Origin of the sequence: Citrobacter sp. Cf116 (assembly GCF_030336505.1) — a bacterium.
In the GTDB taxonomy this organism is placed as follows: domain Bacteria; phylum Pseudomonadota; class Gammaproteobacteria; order Enterobacterales; family Enterobacteriaceae; genus Citrobacter; species Citrobacter freundii.
The window spans coordinates 677759-698611 of record NZ_JAOWEQ010000040.1 but is presented as its reverse complement, the minus strand read 5'-3'; the positions used below and the strand labels follow the sequence as shown (position 1 = coordinate 698611).

Sequence of the window (20853 nt, the reverse complement as noted above, 5' to 3'; positions counted from 1 at the left end):
ACGCCGCCATCCGGCGATATAACGATATTATTCAAAACGCACGGGAAGCGTCTTCCCGTTCGACTCCCAGACGCCTTGATAGGCACCGTCTTTTAACTCCAGCGTTATCTTCTCTTGCGCTTGTTCAGCTGCAGACGTCTTCAGTTCATAATGTTGATTATCGGCTGTATCGCACTTACCGGTTAATTCAATCGGTGAGCCAAATTTCTGGTAAAAGTAAGCCCCTTCAAAAAAATCACCGTATTTGCAGTCCACCTTCAACACAATACGCATGCTTTTTCCCAGCGTGCCGTACATGACTTTGCCGTCAATGCCGGGCGCTGGGGAAACCTGTGTTGTACTCTTTGCTCCAGTCAGATACTGGCCGTACGGCGTGAGCCGATTTTGCAGTTCCGCGGTTGGGATTTTCGTTGTGAAATCACCCAACTCGTCGAGCGCGCGGCTGGCGTGGTTGCTACAGCGCCCGTTCAGGAAAGCCAGATGGTCTTTTTGCAGGGAGAATTTGTCGATGTAGTACAAACCGTCGGTGTAGGTTGCGCACGATGCGTAGAATTCGATGTAGTTGAAAACTTCACCTTTCTCTTCTTTTATTTGTTCTGGTGTTTGCGAATTATGCGCCGTAACAAAGGTATCAATCTGGCCACGGATATCTTTTCTGATACGGGTGTTTAATTCACCCATCGTGGAGCGGGAGAAAAGATCGTTAAGGGTAATGGCTGCGCCGCTGGCTAAATCAAAGCTGATCGGCACATTGAACGACTCGCAATATGCCCCGCAGCCTTCGACAAACATGTTCAGAGTTAGAACTTTGGCGTCGCGATACTCAACCGTGTAGTCAAGGTTTGCGGTGGGGTTTCTCTCTGATTTCGCAAACTGGTTCACTGTTGTTTGTGGATTATTACCCGGTAGCTGATTGATAAAGCTTGCGAAAATATAATCGTTAATACGTTTCGCAACCTTGGGGTTATCCGTCGAGGAAAACCATGGCACGCGATATTGCATTTCAGTGCTTCCGGGATAGCGATACTCAATACTCTTTATGTCGAGTTGCGTCGCAGTGGCATAACCGGAAAGGAGCAGTAAAGCCACTCCACTTAGATATCCTTTCATTATGATTCCTTATAAGGGAGTGGCCTGAAGATTTATTCGTAGTAGTTATAGATTCCCGCTGCCATCACCAGTTGTGACGCAACTTCGTAAGCCTTTTCACGACTGACCAGAAGATCAATGATTTTCAAACCGAAATCGATTGAGGTTCCCGGTCCCTGGCTGGTTAACAAGTTGACGCGTGGATCCCACACGACACGCTTGTCCTGCCATTGATCCGCGGGGATCTTGTCTTTCAGCGCCGGGTAGCCGGTCATGTTACCGATGGGAAAAATGTCGTGTGGGACGAGGACGGTCGCGGCAGCGGCGCAGATTGCCGCGACAATGCGTCCGGAGCGATGAAACTGCTTCACGGTTTCGACCAGCAGAGGGCTGTCGCGAAAGCACTCGGCGCCTTTGACACCACCGGGCAGTACGATAATGTCGAAATCGCCGTCAGCTACTTCGACTAATGGCGCATCCGCCAGCAGTTTCACACCGCGCGAGCACACGATCGTCAGGTTGCCATCGCTGGCGACGCTGGCGGTTGTGACCTTAATTCCGCCGCGAACCAGTAGATCGATAGTAGTAACCGCTTCGGTTTCTTCACTACCAGGGGCGAGACATACCAGTGCTTGAGCGCTCATACTCACTTTCCTTTCTTTTAACCATTTCAAACAGGCGGGCATTTTCCGGAACGGCGATGCCGTGCGCGCGTGCACGTTTTAACAAATAACCGGTAATGTAGTCGATCTCGGTATGACGCATGGCGCGAATGTCCTGCAGCATAGATGAGATATTTTCCGCCGTACTGTCAATCACTTGCTCAACATAATAGCGTAAATCATCCGCTGATGTGTGGTGGCCTTCGCGTTCGATCACCGCTGCCACTTCCTCACAGATGAGCGCTATTTTTTCGGGATGATGGCGTAGCTCACCGTTTGGGCAATCCCATAATGCGGTCAGCGGGTTAATGACGCAGTTGACGGCCAGCTTGCGCCACAGCTCGGCGCGAATGGTGTTGTGCCAGGCGACGTCCGGCAGCACCTCTTGCAGGGTTTCAGCCAGATAGCTGAAATCGCCGTCTTGCTCACGCGCCGGCCCAATACGCGTTGTTCCCTGAGCGACATGAATGATGACGTTCCCGTCACGGCGTGCTGCGTGGGTGGTGGTTCCCATCAGCAAGGGTTGCTTAATGTTATGTAACTCTTCAATCGTCCCCATGCCGTTGTGAATAAGCAGAATGGGCGTGGTTTCAGGCAGAATTGCAGACAGGCCTTTTACCGCATCAGAAACTTGCCAGGCCTTCAGAGTGACCAGCAGCAGGTCGCTTTTTGCCAAAAAGTCGGGGTCGTTTGCCGTCAGGGATTCATTAAAAACTGAGCCATCCGTGTCGATCAGGTTTACGCTGCAGTAGGGTTGCGGTACGCGCAGCCACCCTTGCACCTCATGTCCATGTTTGCACAGCGCTGTAAGCCATAGCTGTCCTAACGCTCCACATCCCAGTACGGTAATTTTCATTCTTCCTCCTCACCTGCAACAGCACCAGGTGTTAATCCATATCGACCGCACCCTATTATTGTTCGCAGATGTCGCTACCACGTACAATGAAAGGATACAGCCTAGTATAGCGCTGTCTGTTGAGTAACTTTGCAGGTATTATGCTTCGCATCAAAAATGAAGGGAGAGGAAAAGATGCCATCTTTCGATATTGTCTCTGAAGTTGATCTTCAGGAAGCCCGTAACGCGGTGGATAACGCCAGCCGTGAAGTCGAGTCACGCTTTGATTTTCGTGGCGTTGAAGCCACTTTTGAGCTGAATGAGTCAAATAAGACGATTAAGGTGCTGAGCGAGTCTGATTTTCAGGTTAATCAGCTGCTGGATATTTTGCGTGCCAAGCTGCTGAAACGCGGTATTGAAGGCACCTCGCTGGACGTACCAGAAACTTTCGTGCACAGCGGTAAAACCTGGTTTGTTGAAGCTAAGCTGAAGCAGGGCATTGAAAGCGCGGTGCAAAAGAAAATCGTTAAGCTGATCAAAGACAGCAAGCTGAAGGTGCAGGCGCAGATTCAGGGTGAAGAAATTCGTGTGACCGGTAAGGCGCGCGACGATCTGCAATCCGTCATGGCGCTGGTTCGCGGCGGCGATCTCGGTCAACCGTTCCAGTTCAAGAACTTCCGCGATTAAGTCGTAATGCCTGATCCGGCCTACAGGTAGCACACGCTATTGGTAGGCCGGATAAGACGATAGTCGCCATCCGGCAATCATCACGCCTGGCTGATGGTCTGCTCAACCTCAAATCGATTGGTGACTTTGCTGTCGATTTTCACGTAGGCCGAATGCTCTTTCGCCACAATTAACACTTCGCTTATTCCTTCTTTTGCCAGCAGGCGCTGCTTTAACGTGTCATCTGCGGCAATTTCTGGTGGAATTTCCACACGCAGGCTGCTGACGTACGGTGGCTCTTTCATTGTGCTTGCCACAATCAACCAAACTGCCGCCAGCAGCGCACCGGCCAGAAATACGGCCTGACCATCAAACATTTCAACCACCCAACCGCCGAGCGAACCGCCAATCGCCACGCCAAGAAACTGGCTGGTGGAGTAAACACCCATTGCCGTGCCTTTGTAACCCGCAGGCGATTCTTTGCTGATAAGCGAGGGGAGGAGGGCTTCCATCAGGTTAAAGGCGAGGAAGAAGATCTGCACGCCCGCAATCAGCCCCCAGAAACGAATGTTAGCGCTCCACAATACAATCTCTGCAATAAGGATCAGGAACACGCAGGCGAGGAATACGCGTTTCATCCGGCGCTTTACTTCGGCGTAAATGATGAACGGCACCAGGGAAACAAAGGACAGCAGCATCGTCACCAGATAAATTTTCCCGTGTTCTGCGGCGGGGAAACCGGCTTTCGCCAGTTGTCCTGGTAACGCGACGAAAGTGGACATCAGCAAAATATGCAGGCACATGATGCCAAAGTTAAGCTTCAGCAGTTTGGGCTCCGCCAGCACTTTGCTGAAGCTGCCTTTTACCATGCCCGACTCGCGGTTTAGTACGTGGCTGGTGCTATTGGGAACGACCCAAATGGTCAGCACGATACCCGTGGTGGCAAGGGCGGCAATCATCCAGAACAGCGCGTGTAGCCCCAGCGCATGGGTAACGATTGGCCCTAGCACCATCGCAATGGCAAAGGTGATACCAAAGCTGACGCCGATAAACGCCATCGCTTTGGTGCGGTTTTGCTCGCGGGTTAAGTCGGAAAGCAGCGCCATCACGGCGGCAGCAATCGCGCCAGAGCCTTGTAGGGCGCGGCCTAGAATAATTCCCCAGATTGAATCGGAAAGGGCGGCAATTACGCTGCCGAGAACAAATACCGCCAGCCCACCGACAATAAGCGGCTTACGGCCGATGCGGTCAGAGAGCAAACCAAAGGGGATCTGGAAGACGGCCTGCGCCAGGCCATAAATGCCGATGGCAAGGCCTATCAGCGCTTCACTGGCGCCCTGTAGCGCCATGCCGTATGTGGTCAGAACCGGTAGAACCATAAACATGCCAAGCATGCGCAACGAGAATACGGTCCCTAAACCCCAGGTGGCGCGCAACTCACCGGGCGTCATTTTGTAATCGTTCATTCCCACCTCTGTATTAATTTCGCGCCTAGTGTAAAGCGGGGAAGGAATGGGGTAAACCTCTACGATATGTGGAATTGTGTAGCGCGGAAACTTAAATAGTTACAGCTGCAACTAATTTACTTGCGATAATTACAGGTGTAGTCTTTTTGTGGTTATTTCTAATGGAAAGAGGGAAAAGGAAAATGGCGATTCCAGGCAATATGTGGATTTATGACGATGGTGGCGCGCTGATTAAGGGCGGGTGTGACGTAAAGGGAAGAGAATACAGTATTGAATTTAAAGGTTTTCATCACAATCTCTCTATTCCAACTGATAATGCAACGGGTAAACCAACAGGCACACGCCAACATTCACCGATGATGATCGTCAAAGAGTTTGACTACTCGAGTCCCTATTTATACAAAGCGGTCGCTTCTGGTCAGAATCTTAAGTCTGCAGAGATTCGTTGGTACAAAATCAATGATGCCGGTCAGGAAGTGGAGTATTTCAACATGCTGCTCGAGGGCGTGCGGATTGTCTCGGTCTCTCCGACGATGGCTGGGCCAGAAGACAAAAACAACAATCACCTTGAAACCATAGAGTTACGCTACGAAAAAATCACATGGAAGCATTGCGACGGGAACATTATCTATACCGACGCATGGAATGACCGGCAGACGGCATAATGGGTGATTGAATGGACACAACTGAAGAAGCGAATGGAACCTATTGGTATCATGGTCACAGCAATCTGTCAGCTGGGGAATTGTTAGATCTCATCTTTCTGGAACAATTTTGTGATGAGTTAGGAATTGGCATTGAATCGGGAGCCGCGATTCTGGCTGGTCAACCTTGGTTGAACACAAGACAGAAACCTTCTGGGGCTATTGAAGGAACAAGTGTTGTTTCCAAATACGGGAGAATGCTTCTGAGAGATGCGCGGGTACCATTTGGTATTAAAGTCCCCACTCCGGTGGGGTTCAGGATACAAAGAACCAACAAACTCGCTGCTGTGATTGCTCGTTATGTACCTTGGTTTGGGTGGATTGGTCTTATAAATGCGCTTGTGCAAGTCTCCAGAAAGACGCAGACAAAATACAATCTGATTGCTAGGCCCAAAGATCGTATTCAGTGGACATCATTCTAATGAGCATTCAAGACGATGTGTTAAGGCTGTTCAGGGAAGAAATACCTGGGTATTTGGATGAAAACTGGAAAGAGGTTCCTTTAGAACTTGATTCAGATTTGTTTGGTGCCCCCGGTGATGATCTCTACTGGGCTCTGGATCGATATGAGAAAGAGTTCAAAGTCGATTTATCATGTGTGAACTGGAAACCTTATTATCCATGGCACAATCTACCGCTATTCACGAGATGGTTCAAGGCTAACCGGGAAGAAGTGGAAGCAACGCGCATACCGTTAACCGTAAGGATGTTTGCTGAGTCGGCTGAAGCGGGGAAATGGCTGTTTGAGGTCTGGGATGATAAACAAAAAGACGAGACCTAATGCTCTCCAAACTGCATAGTAATAAAAAAGGGTGCCGAAGCACCCTTTTCGTATCAGCAGATTTTACCAGACGTAAGTCAGCAGGTTCTGCGAGTTTGGCACCATAAAGTCGACGGACATCATCACGGAAAGCGCGGTAATGGCGATGATGGAGAAGCCGAACAGCTTGCGCGCCCAGACTTTGTCATCTTCCACTTTATAACCGCGCAGCGCCATGCCCAACCACCAGACGCTCACCGCCGCAGCAACAATCAGGTATTTATAACCTGCATAGCCGCCCAGGGTTAGCATCAGCGTGGCGATAGCAAATGCGATGATATACAGCGTGATATGGTTTTTCGCGACTGAAATGCCTTTCACCACCGGCAGTACTGGGATGTTGGCAGCCTGATAATCCTTAAAGCGGAAAATCGCAATCGCGTAAGAGTGCGGCATCTGCCACAGGCTGAAAATAGCCAGCAGAATCAGCGCACCGCTATCGAACTCACCGGTTACGGCGCAGTAGCCAATCACCGGCGGCGCAGCGCCGGAGAGTGAGCCAATCAGCGTGCCATAAACGGAATGGCGCTTCATGTACAGGCTATAGACGCCCACATAGACCACGAAGCCCATTACCCCCAGCCAGCAGGCCAGAGGGTTCGCGCCAAACCACAGCAGCATAAAGCCAGCAATACCCAGCAGGGTGGCGTATACCAGTGAGACCGCAGGGGAAATCAGACCTTTAACCAGCACGCGGTTTTTGGTCCTCTCCATCTTCCTGTCGATATCCCTGTCGATGTAGTTGTTAAATACACAACCCGACGCCACAACCAGTGACACCCCAACCAGCGTGTAGATAAACAGGGGATAATCAATGCTGCCTTTCGAGGCCAGCAGGAACCCCCCAATCACCGAGATCAGGTTGCCAAAGATGATGCCTGGTTTCGTTACTTGCAGGTATTGCTTAAACATCATAATCGCCGCTCTTAGTGCATCATCATGTTGTAGTTAAGGTTCCACATAATCCAGATGGAGCCCACAACCAGGATGGCGATGATTAGCACAGTAAAGACAAAGGCCGTCATGTTCCAACCTTCATCAGATTTGCTATTCATGTGCAGGAAGCACACCAGGTGCACCAGAATCTGTACCACTGCCATTGCCAGAATAGTTCCCAGAATGACGGCCGGAGAGGCAGAACCTGTCATCACCATCCAGAACGGAATAACCGTCAGGATGATCGACAGGATAAAACCTGTCATGTAGGTTTTTACGCTGCCATGGGATGCGCCGCCGCTCTCGTTAGCATGACTCATTACATCGCCCCCATCAGATAAACAACAGTGAACACACAGATCCATACCACATCCAGGAAGTGCCAGAACAGGCTCAGGCACATGATGCGGGTACGGTTAGTACTGGTCAGGCCGCGACGAGCGACTTGCACCATCAGAACCGCCATCCAGATAAGACCGGAGGTGACGTGCAGACCGTGCGTGCCGACCAGCGCGAAGAACGCAGACAGGAAACCGCTGCGATCCGGGCCCATGCCGTTAACAATCAGGTGATGGAATTCATAGAGTTCCATCCCGATGAATCCGGCACCGAACAAGAAGGTCAACGCCAGCCAGGAGATAACCTGGCTCTTGTTGTTCTTGTACATGGCAATCGCTGCCATACCGTAAGTAATGGAGCTGAATAACAGCAGGAATGTTTCAACCAGAACGAACGGCAGTTCAAAAATGTCCTTACCTGTCGGGCCACCTGCGGTGCCGTTCACCAGAACGGCATAGGTTGCAAACAGAATAGAGAACAGAATGCAGTCGCTCATCAGGTAGACCCAGAATCCGAAGATCTTGGTCTGGCCTGCATCGTGGTGCCCGTGTTCGTGCGCGTGGGCAGTCGCGTGCGTTAAAGTATCAGTTGCCATTTTTCAGCCCTGCCTTAGTAATCTCATCGAAATGCTGGTTTTCCAGTTTTTCGACTTCCGGGACCGGCACGTAGTAATCCACGTCTTCATCAAAGCTTTTCACAATCCAGCTGATGATCATGCCTGCGAAGCTTGCAATCGCCAGCCACCAGATATGCCAGATCATGGCGAAACCAAACAGTGTTGCGAAGGCGGTAATGACGATACCGGCACCGCTGTTCTTCGGCATATGAATTTCTTCATAGTGCGCAGGCTGCTTGTACGCTTCACCTTTTTCTTTCATTTCCCAGAAGGCATCACGCTCGTGAACGTGCGGCACAACGGCAAAGTTATAGAACGGAGGCGGGGAAGAGGTTGCCCACTCCAGCGTACGACCACCCCATGGGTCACCGGTCAGATCACGGTTCTGCTCGCGGTCGCGAATAGAAACGAAGATCTGAATCAGCTGGCACAGGATACCCAGTGCAATCAGCGCGGCACCGCAGGCGGCAACGACCAGCATCGGATGGAACTGTGGGTCAATCTGCTGGCTGAGACGACGAGTCATACCCATGAAGCCCAGCACGTACAGCGGCATAAATGCTACGAAGAAGCCGATGATCCAGAACCAGAATGCGCGTTTACCCCAGGTTTCGTTCAGCGTGAAGCCAAACGCTTTCGGCCACCAGTAGGTCATACCTGCGAAGCAGCCAAATACGACGCCGCCGATGATAACGTTATGGAAGTGCGCAATCAGGAACAGACTGTTGTGCAGTACGAAGTCTGCACCCGGAACCGCCAACAGTACGCCGGTCATGCCGCCGACTGAGAAGGTCACGATAAAGCCAATCGTCCACAGCATCGCTGAGTGGAATACGATACGGCCCTGATACATGGTGAACAGCCAGTTGAAGATCTTCACCCCGGTCGGGATGGCGATAATCATGGTGGTAATACCGAAGAAGGCGTTTACGTTAGCGCCTGCACCCATGGTGAAGAAGTGGTGCAGCCAAACAACGAACGACAGAACGGTGATACACACGGTTGCCCACACCAGCGAGGTGTAACCAAACAGACGTTTACGTGAGAAGGTTGCCGCGATTTCGGAGAACACCCCGAAGACCGGCAGTACCAGAATGTACACTTCCGGATGGCCCCAGGCCCAAATCAGGTTGATGTACATCATCATGTTGCCGCCCATATCGTTGGTAAAGAAATGGGTACCCAGATAGCGATCCAGGGTCAGCAACGCGACGGTAACCGTCAGGATTGGGAAAGAAGCGATAATCAGGATGTTCGCGCACAGAGACGCCCAGCTGAATACCGGCATCTTGAACATGGTCATTCCTGGCGCACGCATCTTAATGATGGTCACAAAGAAGTTGATACCGGTCAGGGTTGTACCAATACCGGACAACTGGACTGCCCATATCCAATAATCGACCCCGACGCTTGGACTGTACTCTATTCCCGAAAGTGGTGGATACGCCAGCCAACCGGTCTGCGCGAATTCACCCACGCCCAGAGACAGGTTAACCAGGATTACGCCGACAACGGTGAACCAGAAGCTCAGGTTGTTCAGGAACGGGAATGCAACGTCACGTGCGCCGATCTGCAACGGAACCACCAGGTTCATCAGACCGATAACAAATGGCATTGCCACGAAGAAGATCATAATCACGCCGTGAGCCGTGAAGATCTGATCGTAGTGGTGAGGAGGCAGGAAGCCCGCTTCACCTGCAGAAGCCAGCGCTTGCTGACTACGCATCATGATGGCGTCGGCAAAGCCACGAATCAACATGACGATTGCGACGATGACATACATGATGCCAAGGCGTTTGTGGTCAACCGAAGTCAGCCACTCTTTCCACAGGTAGGTCCACTTACCGAAGTAAGTGATTAGGCCCAGTAAGGCCGCACCACCGATGATAATGGCAGCGATCGTAACCATGACAATGGGTTCATGGAACGGCACTGCATCCAGCGTCAATTTTCCGAACATCGTATTCTTCCTCGGCCCCTTAGTGAGCGGATTCCGCGTGGCTCATGTCCATGCCTTCCATGCCTTCGTGTGCGCTGTGCTCACCTTCGGGTTGGGTCATGTCCATGCTCTTACCGTGAGCCATAAATTTGTTAATAACATCTTTAAACAAATCGGGTTTCACGTTGGAGAAGTATTCCACCTGGTTGTATTCGCTTGGCACAGCCACTTTCTCGAACGCAGCCATGTCGCTCATGGTGTTCGTGGACTGTTTAGCTTTAGCAACCCATTGGTCGAATTCGGCGCGGTCCTTTGTTGCGATAGCCTTGAACTTCATACCGGAGAAGCCTGGTCCGCTATAGCTTGCGGAGATACCATCATAAGTACCGACTTCGTTGGCGATCAGATGCAGTCGAGTCTGCATACCGGCCATGGCATAAATCTGGCTACCCAGACGCGGGATAAAGAAGGAGTTCATCACGGAGTTGGATGTCACTTTGAACTCAACCGGAGTATTCGCCGGGAAGGCGATTTCATTCACGGTAGCGATACCCTGTTCCGGATAGATGAAGAACCATTTCCAGTCCATGGAAACCACTTCGATGGTAATGGGCTTCTCGTCATGCGCCAGCGGTTTGCTTGGCTCAAGAGCGTGAGTGGTTTTCCAGGTCAGAACGGCAAGGAAAATGATGATTAAGATCGGCACCGTCCAGACCACAGCTTCCACTTTATTGGAGTGTGACCAGTTCGGGCTGTACTTCGCATCTTTATTGCTTGCACGATACTTCCAGGCAAAACCAACAGCCATCAAGATGGCAGGAATAACGACAATCAACATCAGGCCAAATGCCGTCAGTATCAGTGAACGTTGTTCCAGTCCAATCTGTCCTTTAGGGTCAAGCAGCGCAGAATTACAGCCACTGAGTAACGCAGTGCCTGCAATTAATGACAACCATCCCAAACTTTTATTGTATTTCCTGAGTCTCATTTAACGACCTCAATTCCACGGGACCGGGTGGCGTTTAAAGTGTGAGGGCATTTTACGGGAAGGTTACATTACTGTAAACATCCTTGGATCTGTGTTACTGGGTTCTGCCGTGCATGTCACATATGTTGCAATATATGTCGCTTTGACTTTAAGAACCTGTTGCAACATCACGTTATAACGAAAGCAGGCAGGTGAGGGACAGGCTGAGGGCAATTGGTATAACCAATACGAAAATAAAACAATTGTTTAACAATTGATTATCAATAAAAAGACAAATTGGGAACAAAAAATAAATCTGTAGTGGCTGAATCGAGTAAGGAAAATAAAATATATAAAAGGCGTCAATAATTTCCAAATTCTTTGGCGCACAAAATAACAAATATTATTTTTATCAATTGTTGTTTATTTAGCCGTTATAATTACGCAGGGTGATTACAACGGCTTATTAATACGGTTTTTTACGCCAGACGGTTTTTGCGCAGAGCCAGATAATCCAGCAATCCACCAAAAATCACCCCGCAGACCGCGACCGCCACCGAGACTTCAAGCAGTTCCGGCAGGAAGGAGAAGTTGGTGTAATCCAGCGCGTTCATGGTTAACAGTAGCAGCCAAACCAGCAGCAAGCAGCAACCCACTACCAACGTCATTAATGCCAGACTGTACGCTCCACGAAATTCCGTACGCGGAATAAAGCTTTCATTTTGCCAGCTATGTTCCAGGGTCTGGCGACATACCAGCAGCAGTATGAGGCCGGGGATCGCGGCAAACACGGAGAACAGATAAAACGTCGGCCAGCCGTGTGCTTCGACAAACCAACCCGCTACCGGGCCAACATAAACGCGACCAACGGCTGAAAGCGCGGAGAGCAGGGCGAACTGGGTCGCTGAGAAGGACTTATTGCACAGCGTCATTAATAAAGCGACAAACGCCGCTGTGCCCATTCCGCCACACAGGTTTTCAAAGAAGACGGCGGCCGCCATACTGAACATGTGTTTGTCAGTGATGGACAATAGCCAGTAGCCTGCATTTGACGCCCCTTGCAGGATGCCAAATATCAGCAATGCGCGGAACAGCGAAAGGCGCTGCATCAGGATCCCACCGTACAATGCACCAACGATGGTTGCCAGAAGCCCGAGCGTTTTATTCACCACACCAACCTCACCCGCATCAAATCCAACGCCGCGGATCAAAAAGGTGGTGGTCAGGCTCATGGCGAAGGCATCCCCGAGCTTATACAGCACAATAAGCAGCAGGATAAGCCAGGCGTTGTTACGACCAAAGAAGTCTCGCAGCGGAGCCGCAACCGCCTGTTCCAGCGTTTTAGGTACCGGAATGGTGTCAGTCGGTTCAGGTGCTAACAGGGTGGCGATGATACAAGGAATTAACAGCGCTGCCATCAGCCAGTACATCCCTTGCCAGCCCAGCCAGCGATCGGCCATCCACAGGGCCAGTCCGCCTGAAACCAGCATCCCTAATCGATAGCCCAGCACGCTGATTGCCGCGCCGGTGCCGCGTTCTTCTGCGGGCAACACGTCGGTTTTCCAGGCATCAAAGACGATATCCTGCGAGGCCGAGCAAAAAGCGATCACTACTGCGAGTGCGGCCATCCAGCGTAACTGTGTGCCAGGCTCCAGAAAGCCCATCGCGGCGATAGAAATTAACAACAGCGCCTGGGTCGCCAGCAGCCAGCCGCGACGTCGACCTAAAAACGGTGGCGTGTAACGGTCCATCAACGGGGACCAGAGAAACTTAAATACGTAGGCCTGACCTACCAGGGAAAAGAAACCGATGGTTTTAAGATCGATATTCTCGACCGTCATCCACGCCTGAAGCGTACCGGAGGTGAGTGCGAGCGGTAAACCGGAGGCGAACCCCAGAATAAGCAGGATAGCTGAACGTGGTTGCTGAAAAATACGTAAGTAATGACTGGACATGGGCTTCTATAGGCCCGACGAACGCCGGGCCATATGGGCAGAAATTAACGAGCGTTCTGCTTGATGAAATCGTGAACGCTGGTGTCCTGAGACATATCAGCGATGGTGTCGGTCAGCACGCTGTTAACGGCGTCAGCGATATTTTTGTTAGAGGCCTGCAGTGCGCCTTCAACAGAATAGCTTGCGCGGTAGTTTTTGGTCATCTTGTTGCCGTTAGCAGCGGTCGCAATGATGGCGATATCTGCTTTGGTGGCAATGTTATAGCGCACGCTACCCTGAGACACGTCAGCGTACAGCTGGCTAACAATGATTTGCAGGTTTACAGCGCCGTTTGGTCCAATCATATAACCGCGTGCGGTCATCTGTTTTTCCAGTACTTCTTGCAGCAGGAAGCGCAGATCGCGGGACGCAGTCAGCGTAACCAGCTGGTTGTCGCGGGTGACTTTTGCCAGCGCTTGATCCTGACGCTGGTCGGCACCGTTGATGCTAACGGTCACGCCCATCAGGCTTGGGTCCTGCTGTGGCAGGGTAATTTTCGGGGAGACTTCAATAGTGGTCGGCGGCGTTGCGCATCCAGCTAACATGAACATCGCGACTAACGGGAAGAGGATTTTTTTAAACATGCCAGGGCTCTCAGCGAATCTAAATTGTATGGTTAGAGAAAATTCCCGCCATCATAACATCGCCAACGATGAGGGGAAGTGGGTAACGCATGTAAATTCATTGTGTTGTCCGTTTTATGACTTTGTGGAGACCATAAACGGACTTTTTGCAATAAAACGAAGTGAGGATTCAGTGAACTTCATCCGTTTGGCTGAGAAAATCAGACAAGCGCTAATTTTTTGTTGCTAAGGTGTAATGAAAACGGTAAAAGCGGCTAGTATTTAAAGGGATGGGTGACATCTCAGCGTTGTCGGAGGAAAATTTCATGATGATTCGTGAGCAAATAGAAGAAAAATTAAGGGCAGCGTTCGAACCCGTGTTCCTCGAAGTTGTGGATGAAAGCTATCGTCACAATGTCCCGGCTGGTTCTGAAAGCCACTTTAAGGTTGTGCTGGTTAGCGATCGCTTTACAGGTGAACGTTTTCTTAATCGTCATCGGATGATTTACAGCACGTTAACGGCGGAGCTTTCCACAACCGTTCACGCACTTGCCCTGCATACCTACACCATTAAGGAGTGGGAAGCGTTGCAGGATACGATTTTTGCATCGCCTCCGTGTCGTGGGGCGGGAAGCATCGCGTAAAACGGATTTGCAACAACCGACGCTTTTCCAGTATGTTGCTACAGATTATGTGAAAACGGCCTGCGGGCCGTTTTGTTTTGTCTGAATTCTGGGGCAGTCGTACAGTATTCAGACAAAAATTAGCCGGGAATTGTGAAAAAAGCCGCAGCAACGCGCGATAACCGTTCTCGACTCATAAAAGTGATGCCGCTATAATGCGCGTCTTATTTTTCGGAATGTCTTCGGGATGATTCTGACGACAGGGAATGTGATTGCTTATGAGAACATCCCAGTTCCGCGAAGCCAACAACCTGTGCTTGCGGAGAAGAGTTGACCGAGCACTGTGATTTTTTGAGGTAACAAGATGCAAGTTTCAGTTGAAACCACTCAAGGCCTTGGCCGCCGTGTAACGATTACTATCGCTGCTGACAGCATCGAGACCGCTGTGAAAAGCGAGCTGGTCAACGTAGCGAAGAAAGTGCGTATTGACGGTTTCCGCAAAGGAAAAGTACCGATGAATGTTGTTGCTCAGCGTTATGGCGCATCTGTTCGCCAGGACGTTCTGGGCGACCTGATGAGCCGCAACTTCGTTGACGCGATCATCAAAGAAAAAATCAATCCGGCTGGCGCACCGAACTACGTTCCGGGCGAATACAAACTGGGTGAAGATTTTACTTACGCGGTAGAGTTCGAAGTTTACCCGGAAGTTGAGCTGACTGGTCTGGAAGCAATCGAAGTTGAAAAACCGGTTGTTGAAGTCACCGACGCTGACGTTGACGTGATGCTGGATACCCTGCGTAAGCAGCAGGCTACCTGGAAAGACAAAGACGGCGCTGCTGATGCAGAAGACCGTGTAACCATCGACTTCACCGGTTCTGTAGACGGCGAAGAGTTCGAAGGCGGCAAAGCGTCTGACTTCGTACTGGCGATGGGCCAGGGTCGTATGATCCCAGGCTTTGAAGAAGGCGTTAAAGGCCACAAAGCTGGCGAAGAGTTCACTATCGACGTGACTTTCCCGGAAGAGTACCACGCTGAAAACCTGAAAGGTAAAGCCGCTAAGTTCGTTATCAACCTGAAGAAAGTTGAAGAACGCGAACTGCCGGAACTGACTGAAGAATTCATCAAACGTTTCGGCGTTGAAGATGGTTCCGTAGCAGGTCTGCGCGCTGAAGTACGCAAAAACATGGAACGCGAGCTGAAAGGCGCTGTGCGTAACCGCGTTAAGTCTCAGGCGATCGAAGGTCTGGTAAAAGCTAACGACATCGACGTTCCGGCTGCGCTGATCGACAGCGAAATCGACGTTCTGCGTCGTCAGGCTGCACAGCGTTTCGGCGGCAACGAGAAACAAGCTCTGGAACTGCCGCGTGAACTGTTCGAAGAACAGGCTAAGCGTCGCGTAGTTGTTGGTCTGCTGCTGGGCGAAGTGATTCGCACCAACGAACTGAAAGCTGACGAAGATCGCGTTAAAGGCCTGATCGAAGAGATGGCTTCTGCTTACGAAGATCCGAAAGAAGTGGTTGAGTTCTACAGCAAAAATAAAGAGCTGATGGACAACATGCGTAACGTCGCTCTGGAAGAGCAGGCTGTTGAAGCCGTTCTGGCGAAAGCGAAAGTGACTGAAAAAGCCACTTCCTTCAACGAGCTGATGAACCAGCAGGCGTAATTCGTCGCTTTTTTAGCTCGAATTTCGTACGCAAGCCCGTCACCTTTTGGTGGCGGGTTTTTTTTTGTCACGCATTTTGCATGGGAAGAGTGCGAAAACAGCGTTTCAGTGTTAGCGTTACAACAAAAGATTGTTATGCTTGAATTATGGCGATGTCGTACCCATTACTGAGGGACTAGCTGATAATCCGTCCATAAGGTTACAATCAGCACAGCAGGTTTTTTCAAATTTTATCCAGGAGACGGAAATGTCATACAGCGGCGAACGAGATAACTTTGCACCCCATATGGCGCTGGTGCCGATGGTCATTGAACAGACCTCACGTGGTGAGCGCTCTTTTGATATCTATTCTCGTCTACTTAAGGAACGCGTCATTTTTCTGACCGGCCAGGTCGAAGACCATATGGCTAACCTGATCGTGGCGCAGATGCTGTTCCTGGAAGCAGAAAACCCAGAAAAAGATATCTACCTGTACATCAACTCCCCTGGTGGAGTGATCACTGCCGGGATGTCTATCTATGACACCATGCAGTTTATTAAGCCGGACGTCAGCACCATTTGTATGGGCCAGGCGGCCTCAATGGGGGCGTTCCTGCTGACCGCCGGGGCGAAAGGCAAACGTTTTTGCCTGCCTAACTCTCGCGTCATGATCCACCAGCCTCTGGGCGGTTACCAGGGCCAGGCAACGGATATTGAAATTCATGCTCGTGAAATCCTGAAGGTAAAAGGGCGCATGAACGAACTTATGGCGCATCATACGGGTCAATCTCTTGAGCAGATTGAACGTGATACCGAGCGCGATCGCTTCCTCTCCGCTTCTGAAGCGGTAGAGTACGGTCTGGTCGACTCGATTTTGACCCATCGTAATTAATGCCCAGTGCGCAGGTGTGCCGCTATAATTACCTGGAGCGGCACAACGCTGACTAGCGTCTTGCGCCTGAGAATGGCATTTGCGTCGTCGTGTGCGGCACAAAGAACAAAGAAGAGGTTTTGACCCATGACAGATAAACGCAAAGATGGCTCGGGCAAATTGTTGTACTGCTCTTTTTGCGGCAAAAGCCAGCATGAAGTGCGTAAGCTGATTGCCGGTCCATCCGTGTATATCTGCGACGAATGTGTTGATTTATGCAACGACATCATTCGCGAAGAGATTAAGGAAGTAGCACCGCACCGTGAACGCAGTGCGCTGCCGACGCCACATGAAATTCGCAACCACCTGGACGATTACGTTATCGGTCAGGAGCAGGCGAAGAAAGTGCTGGCGGTCGCGGTATACAACCATTACAAACGTCTGCGCAATGGCGACACCAGCAATGGCGTCGAGTTGGGCAAAAGTAACATCCTGCTGATTGGCCCGACGGGTTCCGGTAAAACGCTGCTGGCTGAAACGCTGGCGCGCCTGCTGGACGTTCCGTTCACTATGGCCGACGCCACCACGCTGACCGAAGCCGGTTATGTGGGTGAAGATGTTGAAAATATTATTCAGAAACTGTTGCAGAAGTGCGATTACGACGTGCAGAAAGCACAGCGTGGGATCGTCTATATCGATGAAATCGACAAGATTTCTCGTAAGTCTGACAACCCGTCCATTACCCGTGACGTTTCTGGCGAAGGCGTACAGCAGGCGCTGTTGAAACTGATCGAAGGTACGGTTGCTGCCGTTCCGCCGCAGGGTGGTCGTAAACATCCTCAGCAGGAATTCCTGCAGGTTGATACCTCCAAGATCCTGTTTATCTGCGGTGGTGCCTTTGCCGGTCTGGATAAAGTGATTGCTAACCGTGTTGAAACTGGCTCCGGCATTGGTTTTGGCGCAACGGTAAAAGCACAGTCTGATAAAGCCAGCGAAGGTGAACTGCTGTCGCAGGTCGAACCGGAAGATCTGATCAAATTTGGTCTGATCCCTGAGTTCATCGGTCGTCTGCCGGTTGTGGCAACCCTGAGCGAACTGAGTGAAGAAGCGCTGATTCAGATCCTCAAAGAGCCGAAAAATGCCCTGACCAAGCAGTATCAGGCGTTGTTCAATCTTGAAGGTGTTGATCTGGAGTTCCGTGAGGAAGCGCTGGATGCGATCGCCAAGAAAGCGATGGCGCGTAAAACCGGTGCCCGTGGTCTGCGTTCTATCGTCGAAGCCGCGCTGCTCGACACCATGTACGATCTGCCTTCGATGGAAGACGTCGAAAAAGTGGTGATCGACGAGTCGGTGATTGGCGGCCAGAGCAAGCCATTGCTGATTTACGGTAAGCCGGAAGCACAACAGGCATCTGGCGAATAATTCATCAATTCATACAGACATTTAATTAAAAAGGGGGGATTTTATCTCCCCTTTTATTTTTCCGTAAACATGGCGTTGAATGTGTGGGAAACATCCCCATATACTGACATACATGTTAAAGGTGGTGTGAAGCACAGTCGTACCACCTGATTACCTGGCGGAAACTAAACTAAGAGAGAGCTCTATGAATCCTGAGCGTTCTGAACGCATTGAAATCCCCGTATTGCCGTTGCGCGATGTGGTGGTTTATCCGCACATGGTCATACCCTTATTTGTAGGGCGGGAAAAATCTATCCGTTGTCTGGAAGCGGCTATGGACCATGATAAAAAAATCATGCTGGTCGCACAGAAAGAAGCGTCAACGGATGAGCCGGGTGTAAACGATCTTTTCACCGTCGGGACCGTGGCCTCTATTTTGCAGATGCTGAAACTGCCTGACGGCACCGTAAAAGTGCTGGTCGAGGGGTTACAGCGCGCGCGTATTTCAGCGCTGTCTGACAACGGCGAGCATTTCTCTGCGAAAGCAGAGTACCTTGACTCGCCTGCTATTGATGAGCGCGAACAGGAAGTGCTGGTGCGTACTGCTATCAGCCAGTTTGAAGGCTACATCAAGCTGAACAAGAAAATCCCACCAGAAGTGCTGACGTCGCTGAACAGCATCGACGATCCTGCACGTCTGGCGGACACCATCGCAGCGCACATGCCGCTGAAGCTGGCTGACAAACAGTCCGTGCTGGAGATGTCCGACGTTAACGAACGTCTGGAATATCTGATGGCGATGATGGAGTCTGAAATCGATCTGCTGCAGGTTGAGAAACGCATTCGCAACCGCGTGAAAAAGCAGATGGAAAAATCCCAGCGTGAGTACTATCTGAACGAGCAGATGAAAGCTATTCAGAAAGAGCTCGGCGAGATGGACGATGCGCCGGACGAAAACGAAGCGCTGAAGCGTAAGATCGACGCGGCGAAAATGCCGAAAGAGGCAAAAGAGAAAGCGGAAGCGGAACTGCAGAAGCTGAAAATGATGTCTCCGATGTCGGCGGAAGCGACCGTAGTGCGTGGCTACATCGACTGGATGGTTCAGGTACCGTGGAATGCGCGTAGCAAGGTCAAAAAAGACCTGCGTCAGGCGCAGGAAATCCTCGATACCGACCATTACGGTCTGGAACGCGTCAAAGATCGTATCCTTGAGTATCTCGCGGTCCAAAGCCGTGTGAATAAAATCAAGGGGCCGATCCTGTGTCTGGTTGGGCCGCCGGGGGTAGGTAAAACTTCTCTGGGGCAGTCCATCGCCAAGGCGACCGGGCGTAAATACATCCGTATGGCGCTGGGCGGCGTGCGTGATGAGGCTGAAATTCGCGGTCACCGCCGGACCTATATCGGTTCTATGCCGGGTAAACTGATCCAGAAAATGGCTAAAGTGGGCGTTAAAAACCCGCTGTTCCTGCTTGATGAGATCGACAAAATGTCTTCCGACATGCGTGGCGATCCGGCTTCCGCACTGCTTGAGGTGCTGGATCCAGAGCAGAACGTGGCGTTCAGCGATCACTACCTGGAAGTGGACTACGATCTCAGCGACGTGATGTTCGTTGCGACCTCTAACTCCATGAATATTCCGGCGCCGTTGCTGGATCGTATGGAAGTGATCCGTCTGTCCGGTTATACCGAAGACGAGAAGCTGAATATTGCAAAACGTCACCTGTTGCCGAAACAGATTGAGCGTAACGCGCTGAAAAAAGGTGAGCTGACGGTCGACGATAGCGCCATTGTAGGCATTATTCGTTACTACACCCGAGAAGCGGGTGTGCGTAGTCTGGAGCGCGAAATCTCCAAACTGTGCCGTAAAGCGGTGAAACAGCTGCTGCTCGACAAGTCGCTGAAACATATCGAGATTAATGGCGATAATCTGCACGACTATCTGGGCGTACAGCGCTTTGATTATGGCCGCGCGGACAACGAAAACCGCGTTGGTCAGGTAACCGGCCTGGCGTGGACGGAAGTGGGCGGCGATCTGCTGACCATCGAAACCGCCTGTGTACCGGGTAAAGGTAAGCTGACCTACACCGGTTCTCTGGGTGAAGTCATGCAGGAATCCATTCAGGCTGCACTGACCGTTGTGCGTGCGCGTGCGGAAAAACTGGGTATTAATCCGGATTTTTACGAAAAACGCGACATTCACGTTCACGTACCTGAAGGAGCGACGCCGAAAGATGGCCCAAGTGCGGGTATTGCGATGTGTACCGCGCTGGTTTCTTGTCTTACCGGTAACCCGGTTCGCGCCGACGTGGCGATGACCGGCGAGATCACCCTGCGTGGTCAGGTTCTGCCAATCGGTGGTTTGAAAGAAAAACTGCTGGCGGCACACCGTGGCGGTATTAAAACGGTCTTAATTCCTGATGAGAACAAACGTGACCTGGAAGAGATTCCGGATAACGTAATTGCCGATCTGGACATCCATCCGGTGAAACGCATTGAGGAAGTTCTGGCTCTTGCGTTGCAAAATGAACCCTCTGGAATGCAGGTTGTGACGGCAAAATAGTGACCTCGCGCAAAGAGCATTAATAAAAACAGGGCTGGCAGGCCATTTCGGGCTTGCCAGCCTTTTTTTGTATAGCTAATTTAGATGACGGATTAGGCTTGCCATCATTAACGGGTGTTGTAAGGGCATGGCAGGCCTGATATAACTGCTGCGCGGTCGC

At 51.0% G+C, this 20853-nt stretch carries 20 protein-coding genes; 9 read left to right on the top strand and 11 right to left on the bottom strand.

Annotated features, from left to right (window positions below; translation table 11 throughout):
* Positions 1–27: 27 nt before the first annotated feature.
* From OGV74_RS20025 to panE, 3 genes are read right to left on the bottom strand one after another with little or no spacing between them, the layout of a single operon-like run.
* Positions 28–1110, bottom strand: a complete 1083-nt coding sequence (locus OGV74_RS20025; protein ID WP_286521429.1) for a hypothetical protein — start codon at positions 1108–1110, stop codon at positions 28–30.
* Positions 1111–1142: 32 nt separating this feature from the next.
* Entirely contained in the window at positions 1143–1733 is a 591-nt protein-coding gene (gene yajL / locus OGV74_RS20020) for a protein deglycase YajL (protein WP_057063754.1), read from the bottom strand.
* Entirely contained in the window at positions 1696–2607 is a 912-nt protein-coding gene (panE, locus tag OGV74_RS20015) for a 2-dehydropantoate 2-reductase (RefSeq protein ID WP_003021593.1), read from the bottom strand. The genes yajL and panE overlap by 38 nt, the downstream gene beginning before the upstream one ends.
* A gap of 174 nt (positions 2608–2781) precedes the next feature.
* Between panE and OGV74_RS20010 the strand changes: the two genes are divergently transcribed.
* On the top strand, positions 2782–3273 hold the full coding sequence (locus tag OGV74_RS20010) for a YajQ family cyclic di-GMP-binding protein (protein WP_003831002.1): 492 nt from the start codon (positions 2782–2784) through the stop codon (positions 3271–3273).
* An 80-nt stretch (positions 3274–3353) separates the two neighbouring features.
* Here the strand turns inward: OGV74_RS20010 and OGV74_RS20005 are convergent, their stop codons facing one another.
* Entirely contained in the window at positions 3354–4718 is a 1365-nt protein-coding gene (locus tag OGV74_RS20005; RefSeq protein ID WP_286521427.1) for an MFS transporter, read from the bottom strand.
* 182 nt (positions 4719–4900) lie between these two features.
* On the opposite strand from OGV74_RS20005, the gene OGV74_RS20000 reads away from it, so the two are divergent.
* From OGV74_RS20000 to OGV74_RS19990, 3 genes are read left to right on the top strand one after another with little or no spacing between them, the layout of a single operon-like run.
* On the top strand, positions 4901–5383 hold the full coding sequence (locus OGV74_RS20000) for an Hcp family type VI secretion system effector (RefSeq protein WP_003021598.1): 483 nt from the start codon (positions 4901–4903) through the stop codon (positions 5381–5383).
* Positions 5384–5394: 11 nt separating this feature from the next.
* Positions 5395–5844, top strand: a complete 450-nt coding sequence (locus OGV74_RS19995) for an STM2901 family protein (protein ID WP_003021601.1) — start codon at positions 5395–5397, stop codon at positions 5842–5844.
* The gene (locus OGV74_RS19990) at positions 5844–6203 is read left to right on the top strand and encodes a DUF1493 family protein (protein WP_003021603.1); all 360 of its coding nucleotides are present in this window, start codon (positions 5844–5846) and stop codon (positions 6201–6203) included. The genes OGV74_RS19995 and OGV74_RS19990 overlap by 1 nt, the downstream gene beginning before the upstream one ends.
* A 63-nt stretch (positions 6204–6266) precedes the next feature.
* On the opposite strand, the gene cyoE is transcribed toward OGV74_RS19990, so the two are convergent.
* The 7 genes from cyoE to OGV74_RS19955 form a co-directional block, all read right to left on the bottom strand.
* The gene (gene cyoE, locus OGV74_RS19985) at positions 6267–7157 is read right to left on the bottom strand and encodes a heme o synthase (RefSeq protein ID WP_003835956.1); all 891 of its coding nucleotides are present in this window, start codon (positions 7155–7157) and stop codon (positions 6267–6269) included.
* A gap of 11 nt (positions 7158–7168) precedes the next feature.
* A complete protein-coding gene (locus OGV74_RS19980) occupies positions 7169–7498 on the bottom strand; it encodes a cytochrome o ubiquinol oxidase subunit IV (RefSeq protein ID WP_003021607.1) in 330 nt (109 codons plus the stop codon).
* Entirely contained in the window at positions 7498–8112 is a 615-nt protein-coding gene (locus tag OGV74_RS19975) for a cytochrome o ubiquinol oxidase subunit III (protein ID WP_003831007.1), read from the bottom strand. The genes OGV74_RS19980 and OGV74_RS19975 overlap by 1 nt, the downstream gene beginning before the upstream one ends.
* Positions 8102–10093: a cytochrome o ubiquinol oxidase subunit I gene (cyoB, locus tag OGV74_RS19970; RefSeq protein WP_003831008.1), complete on the bottom strand. Its 1992-nt coding sequence runs from the start codon at positions 10091–10093 to the stop codon at positions 8102–8104. The genes OGV74_RS19975 and cyoB overlap by 11 nt, the downstream gene beginning before the upstream one ends.
* 19 nt (positions 10094–10112) lie before the next feature.
* Entirely contained in the window at positions 10113–11060 is a 948-nt protein-coding gene (gene cyoA, locus OGV74_RS19965) for a cytochrome o ubiquinol oxidase subunit II (RefSeq protein ID WP_003847580.1), read from the bottom strand.
* 458 nt (positions 11061–11518) lie between these two features.
* The gene (gene ampG / locus OGV74_RS19960; protein ID WP_003847579.1) at positions 11519–12994 is read right to left on the bottom strand and encodes a muropeptide MFS transporter AmpG; all 1476 of its coding nucleotides are present in this window, start codon (positions 12992–12994) and stop codon (positions 11519–11521) included.
* 44 nt (positions 12995–13038) lie between these two features.
* Positions 13039–13617 (bottom strand): lipoprotein, encoded by a 579-nt coding sequence (locus tag OGV74_RS19955; protein ID WP_003021617.1) that lies wholly within the window; start codon positions 13615–13617, stop codon positions 13039–13041.
* A gap of 305 nt (positions 13618–13922) precedes the next feature.
* On the opposite strand from OGV74_RS19955, the gene bolA reads away from it, so the two are divergent.
* The 5 genes from bolA to lon all read left to right on the top strand — a co-directional run bounded on the left by bolA (position 13923) and on the right by lon (position 20693).
* Positions 13923–14240, top strand: coding sequence for a transcriptional regulator BolA (bolA, locus tag OGV74_RS19950; protein ID WP_003021619.1), 318 nt, complete (start codon positions 13923–13925; stop codon positions 14238–14240).
* A 343-nt stretch (positions 14241–14583) separates the two neighbouring features.
* A complete protein-coding gene (gene tig / locus OGV74_RS19945; RefSeq protein WP_003021622.1) occupies positions 14584–15882 on the top strand; it encodes a trigger factor in 1299 nt (432 codons plus the stop codon).
* Positions 15883–16129: 247 nt separating this feature from the next.
* Positions 16130–16753 (top strand): ATP-dependent Clp endopeptidase proteolytic subunit ClpP, encoded by a 624-nt coding sequence (gene clpP / locus OGV74_RS19940; RefSeq protein WP_003021624.1) that lies wholly within the window; start codon positions 16130–16132, stop codon positions 16751–16753.
* Positions 16754–16879: 126 nt separating this feature from the next.
* Positions 16880–18154, top strand: a complete 1275-nt coding sequence (gene clpX, locus OGV74_RS19935) for an ATP-dependent protease ATP-binding subunit ClpX (protein WP_003831013.1) — start codon at positions 16880–16882, stop codon at positions 18152–18154.
* A 184-nt stretch (positions 18155–18338) separates the two neighbouring features.
* Positions 18339–20693 carry an endopeptidase La gene (gene lon, locus OGV74_RS19930; RefSeq protein WP_003021627.1) on the top strand — a complete coding sequence of 785 codons (2355 nt, stop codon included), beginning with the start codon at positions 18339–18341 and terminating at the stop codon, positions 20691–20693.
* Positions 20694–20853 lie beyond the last annotated feature (160 nt).

Bases quoted from the DNA above. Each gene is read 5' to 3' on its own strand.
- lon (WP_003021627.1), top strand. From the start codon at position 18,339: ATGAATCCTGAGCGTTCTGAACGCATTGAAATCCCCGTATTGCCGTTG.
- ampG (WP_003847579.1), bottom strand. From the start codon at position 12,994: ATGTCCAGTCATTACTTACGTATTTTTCAGCAACCACGTTCAGCTATC.
- tig (WP_003021622.1), top strand. From the start codon at position 14,584: ATGCAAGTTTCAGTTGAAACCACTCAAGGCCTTGGCCGCCGTGTAACG.
- cyoA (WP_003847580.1), bottom strand. From the start codon at position 11,060: ATGAGACTCAGGAAATACAATAAAAGTTTGGGATGGTTGTCATTAATT.
- OGV74_RS19975 (WP_003831007.1), bottom strand. From the start codon at position 8,112: ATGGCAACTGATACTTTAACGCACGCGACTGCCCACGCGCACGAACAC.
- OGV74_RS19990 (WP_003021603.1), top strand. From the start codon at position 5,844: ATGAGCATTCAAGACGATGTGTTAAGGCTGTTCAGGGAAGAAATACCT.
- clpP (WP_003021624.1), top strand. From the start codon at position 16,130: ATGTCATACAGCGGCGAACGAGATAACTTTGCACCCCATATGGCGCTG.
- panE (WP_003021593.1), bottom strand. From the start codon at position 2,607: ATGAAAATTACCGTACTGGGATGTGGAGCGTTAGGACAGCTATGGCTT.
- OGV74_RS19995 (WP_003021601.1), top strand. From the start codon at position 5,395: ATGGACACAACTGAAGAAGCGAATGGAACCTATTGGTATCATGGTCAC.
- OGV74_RS20000 (WP_003021598.1), top strand. From the start codon at position 4,901: ATGGCGATTCCAGGCAATATGTGGATTTATGACGATGGTGGCGCGCTG.
- OGV74_RS20005 (WP_286521427.1), bottom strand. From the start codon at position 4,718: ATGAACGATTACAAAATGACGCCCGGTGAGTTGCGCGCCACCTGGGGT.
- yajL (WP_057063754.1), bottom strand. From the start codon at position 1,733: ATGAGCGCTCAAGCACTGGTATGTCTCGCCCCTGGTAGTGAAGAAACC.
- clpX (WP_003831013.1), top strand. From the start codon at position 16,880: ATGACAGATAAACGCAAAGATGGCTCGGGCAAATTGTTGTACTGCTCT.
- cyoB (WP_003831008.1), bottom strand. From the start codon at position 10,093: ATGTTCGGAAAATTGACGCTGGATGCAGTGCCGTTCCATGAACCCATT.
- cyoE (WP_003835956.1), bottom strand. From the start codon at position 7,157: ATGATGTTTAAGCAATACCTGCAAGTAACGAAACCAGGCATCATCTTT.
- OGV74_RS19955 (WP_003021617.1), bottom strand. From the start codon at position 13,617: ATGTTTAAAAAAATCCTCTTCCCGTTAGTCGCGATGTTCATGTTAGCT.
- bolA (WP_003021619.1), top strand. From the start codon at position 13,923: ATGATGATTCGTGAGCAAATAGAAGAAAAATTAAGGGCAGCGTTCGAA.
- OGV74_RS20010 (WP_003831002.1), top strand. From the start codon at position 2,782: ATGCCATCTTTCGATATTGTCTCTGAAGTTGATCTTCAGGAAGCCCGT.
- OGV74_RS19980 (WP_003021607.1), bottom strand. From the start codon at position 7,498: ATGAGTCATGCTAACGAGAGCGGCGGCGCATCCCATGGCAGCGTAAAA.
- OGV74_RS20025 (WP_286521429.1), bottom strand. From the start codon at position 1,110: ATGAAAGGATATCTAAGTGGAGTGGCTTTACTGCTCCTTTCCGGTTAT.